Here is a 4,347-nt window from a genome sequence, read left to right on the forward strand (position 1 = left end):
GGACAGAACCTGATACGATATGTCAATAATCCGACGGGTGTATTAGATAACGAAGCCCCCTGTGTACTCAAAATAGTGGTAGAAGCATTGGGGGAAGGGTTTTGGGTCTTTGTTGCCTTGTGTTCTGAAACAAGCCTGTTAAAAGAACTAATAAGTGTTTCTAATTCCTGTTCACAAGGGGCTTCGTCTGTGGTGGGCGCTTCAAGCAACAACTTTATGTAATCCTTTGCCTTCAGGGTATGATCAATGAGCTCTCTTGAAACGGGTATCTCCGTGTTGCGGACACGGTCAAAAACAGTTTCAACCTCATGGGTAAAGGCAGCAATCCTGTCAAATCCGAACATCGATCCTGAACCCTTGATCGTATGTAATGCACGGAAGATCTGGCCGATAAGCTCCGTATCATCAGGAGAACTTTCGAGCTGCAGGAGAGAATCTTCAAGAATCACGAGGAGCTCCCTTGCCTCTTCTTTATAGATTTCACTTTGCGCATCGATTGTCTGACTCATCCCAGCACCTTCTTTACGACCCCGAGGAGTTGCTCCGGCTTGAAAGGCTTTACTATCCAGCCCGTTGCACCGGCGGTCTTTCCTTCCTGTTTTTTTGTGTCCTGTGACTCAGTGGTCAGCATAACAATGGGAACGAATTTATAGGCGTCATCGGACCTGATCGCACGGATGAGCCCTATGCCGTCAAGGTTGGGCATATTAAGGTCTGTGATAACCATGTTGACGTGAGACCCGTTCAGTTTGCCCAGTGCATCCTGGCCGTCACTCGCTTCCACCACTTCATACCCGGCGTTCTTCAGGGTAAAGCTGACCATCTGGCGGACGCTTACCGAATCATCAACGGTCATAATACACTTAGCCATCTGTCCTCCTCGTCATCGGGCAGGCATTATTTTTATTATTACCGCAGGTCTTCAAACAGTAAAAACCGGCCTGTTCAATGGTACGGACCACGGCCTCCGGTAATACCGTATCGAGGGCCAATTGCTTATTCATCTTAAATGCTGTTTTTTGTGCGGCGCAGAAGATCTGGATACAGGAAAGATCAAGGATCTCTATATCTTCGAGGCGTACTGTAACTGCCCGGCATCCATCAAGGGTTTTGCGGAGGATTTCCCGGATTTCACCGGCGGATCGAACGGTCAGCTCACCACGGAATGTGATATTCGCTGTCTCTGGCCCTTCCTGTACTGAATAATTCATCATGTCTGCACCCTATCATCCCCCACTTGTTTATTGTTTGTGGATCTAAAATAATTCCACGTTATCACCATAATCATCTGCAATCTCCGTGCCGGAAGTTCTACCTGCAGAATCCTTATCTTCTGTCTTCAATTCCCTCGCCTTTTTCAAATCAATGACCCTGGAACTCTCATAGGATTCATGGATATTGTACTCACTCTGCATGGTATAGTGCTGTTTGAGGTTTACGAGGGCACCCTTCCTGTTGCGTATATCATCGACAGGAACAAGCCGCCGTGATTCACCGATTATGTTGTCAAGGGTGAACATAATCCCGGCGATCGTTTCCTCAAACTGTCTGTGGACTGTAATCCCGGATACACTATCCTGTATGTCGCAGGCAAGCACCTGACATGCCCGGTCAATCTTACCGAGGAGATGAAGGATATTGTCGTGAACACGGTGCAGGTTGACCAGCAGCCCCTTAAGACCCTCTGCCATGTCATCTACTTCACGCAACCGTTCATTGACATCAGCGCGTATGCCTTCGTGTAATTGCCCGGTCTTTGATACGATCTCCCTCAGCATGTTCGATATTGCCATTTTCTGGGCGCTTGCTTCTATCGACAACTTTTGTGTTGCCTCGGCAATGACCCCCAGGGGCGCTCCCTCATCACCTGTATGGGCTGCTTTAATGCGGGCATTAACAGCGATCAGTTCAATCTCCCCACCTATCTCTTCGATATCATCAACGAACTTCGACATTGCATCGACGGTAGTGAGAAGGCTGTCGATGGCGCCGCTAAGTTCCTGGCTTGCCCTTGCGTTATCCTGTAACGATGCTATGACCTGTGATATGCCGGATTCCACATTGGTAAAAAACGATGACGCTACAAGGTCAGCCGTCCCCGTAACCTCCTTTGTCTGCTCAGACAGCCCTACAACGCCGGTTGCTATGCCGCTTAAGCTGTCCTGGATGTTCTCAACGGCACTTACGAACTTATCCCGCGCATCCTTCATCTGGATGGACTGCAGCTCCGAGAGGTCTCCTGTCTCAATAACGATATCTTTTATTATTTCATCTGCCTGGGGCGAGAGGTCCTCTTTGCCCTTACATCCTGACTCAAGATAACGGGTAAGGCTCTCCAGCGCAGTTACTACATGTTCAAGCTGCTGGCGCGTGATATCGTGAAACTGCATACTCATGACAACCTGTCCGATATTATCAGAGATAACTGTAAGTCTCTCCGATATCTCTCCGGCTGCCCTCGAGGAGCGTTCATGTTTGGCGGTCAGTGTCGAAAGGCCTGACTGTACGCCCCGGAAGATAGCGCCCACCTGGGAATGCTGTCTCTCTTCCATGAAATGCATACGGGATAAGGTCTGTTCTATGATACTGCCAAGGGCGCCGGCATTTTCGGATATGTTCTTGCATTTTTCGTGGATGAGCACAGAGAGCCTTTCAACATCATCTGCAAGGGTTAAAAAACCGTTATTATCGTTGTTTATCTGAGCGCTTTCTATCTTCGTCGAGATGCTCAGTATCTTCAGCTTCTTTACTATCTTTTTAAAACTTTCCAGCGGTGCTCTGGAGGCATTGACCATTTCCTGCACATCGTTCAATGTTTTAAGGCTCCCCCTGAATGCCTCATCTGTCTGTTCAAGATATGTGTTCATCCGGTTCAGTATGCTTTCCAGGCTGCCTGTGGTCCCGGTCAGTTCGTCCCCGAGCATACAGTCTAACAGTGAGGACGACAATCCGGAGATACCCCCTGACTGCTTGTAGAAATCATTGAGACGTGAGCCGATAGACAGGAACTGATCTTCGGTCTGTTTTGTGAGGACACTGAGGGAGGAAATAATTTCCCTCAGGTTGCCTGGCCACCTGTCAGAAGGAAGGGTCTCCGGGTATAGATCACTATTACCGTCATTCACGAAATCGAACCCCTTTCTACGATATCTATTGCATTTAATTTCATACAATGTTTATCGAATCGTCTCAAAAAAACTTAACAACAAATATCGTGCGGACCGTTGTAGCTATTATGTATTCATAAGGTAATGGTAATAATTTTGTTTGGTGATTGAATATTGGGTATCAATGATTAATCTGAGCCTGGTTATTGGTGTTTGGTTATTTATCCTGCAAGCTGGCTGCTGATAGCTGATCGCTCCCAGAGGGGGCGACGTGAGTCCCGGGAATAGATATCCCGACACAGATGCTCATCCTGATATGAAAAATACGGGTTTAAAAAATGGTTTTAAAATAAAACAATGAAATCACTCAAAGGAAAAATCGAGGAACATAACCTCGTTCTCACCGTTATTGACGGAGAAATTGAACGGCAGTGAAATGATCGGTATCCTGGTGATAAAGTTCATTTCCACGTTTTTACCAACAACAACCATCGGTATTGCCGCCTTGAGGTTTATACCGGCCTTCTCGAACTCACCTCTTGCTACACCTGATATGATGTTCGTCAGTTCTCCTACGGCATCTACCACATCAGGCGTAACGGAATCACATTCATCGCCTATCAGGGTCTTGAAGACAAAAAGCGCGCCCTTATCCCTGAAGCTGATACAGAGGGTCCCTTTCTTATCACCGACAAGCCCCATTATACCTGTGACATCCCCGGAGGTTGTCCTCACATCTTTCAGGTTTGGTTTGCCCATCATCAGATCCATACTGAGCATAGTTGTGAAAACATTCTTTGCAGCCATAATAAAAGGGTTTATATATTTGACATCCATTGTCATCGTGTCCTCCATGGATCGTTATTGTGCCGCGCGGGCTTTTGCTTTATCAATAGCGTCTTTCAGTTTCTCAGGGGTAAAGGGCTTAACGATATAATTATCAACGCCTGATTTAATTGCCTCCATGATATTGTCCTTCTGTGCCTCGGCAGTTACCATAATAAAAGGGATCTTCTTAATTTCTTCATCCTGCTTGCAGGCCTTCAGGAATTCTATCCCGGTCATCTCGGGCATGATCCAGTCGCTTATTATGAGATCGACGGTATCGCCTTTCAGAACCGTAAGGGCATGTTTCCCGTTCTCTGCCTCTAAAACACTATCCACGTTGATCTGTTTCAACACGTTCTTGATGATCTTTCTCATTGTTGCAAAGTCATCAACCACAAGGACTTTCATATAA

At 46.8% G+C, this 4,347-nt stretch carries 6 protein-coding genes; all 6 read right to left on the reverse strand.

The window, feature by feature from the left end; all coding sequences use genetic code 11:
• The coding region (locus PHU49_12865) for an Hpt domain-containing protein (protein MDD5244898.1) at nucleotides 1-509 on the reverse strand (509 nt) is incomplete at its 3' end.
• Nucleotides 506-871 carry a response regulator gene (locus tag PHU49_12870; protein MDD5244899.1) on the reverse strand — a complete coding sequence of 122 codons (366 nt, stop codon included), beginning with the start codon at nucleotides 869-871 and terminating at the stop codon, nucleotides 506-508. The genes PHU49_12865 and PHU49_12870, both read right to left, overlap by 4 nt.
• Nucleotides 864-1,214: an STAS domain-containing protein gene (locus tag PHU49_12875; GenBank protein ID MDD5244900.1), complete on the reverse strand. Its 351-nt coding sequence runs from the start codon at nucleotides 1,212-1,214 to the stop codon at nucleotides 864-866. The genes PHU49_12870 and PHU49_12875 overlap by 8 nt, the downstream gene beginning before the upstream one ends.
• 42 nt (nucleotides 1,215-1,256) lie before the next feature.
• Nucleotides 1,257-3,125: a methyl-accepting chemotaxis protein gene (locus PHU49_12880; GenBank protein MDD5244901.1), complete on the reverse strand. Its 1,869-nt coding sequence runs from the start codon at nucleotides 3,123-3,125 to the stop codon at nucleotides 1,257-1,259.
• Between the two features lie 345 nt (nucleotides 3,126-3,470).
• A complete protein-coding gene (locus PHU49_12885) occupies nucleotides 3,471-3,950 on the reverse strand; it encodes a chemotaxis protein CheX (protein MDD5244902.1) in 480 nt (159 codons plus the stop codon).
• A gap of 18 nt (nucleotides 3,951-3,968) precedes the next feature.
• Nucleotides 3,969-4,347 (reverse strand): response regulator (locus PHU49_12890; GenBank protein ID MDD5244903.1); only part of this gene is annotated, 379 nt, incomplete at its 5' end.

The organism is Syntrophorhabdaceae bacterium (assembly GCA_028713955.1).
GTDB lineage: Bacteria > Desulfobacterota > Syntrophorhabdia > Syntrophorhabdales > Syntrophorhabdaceae > UBA5609.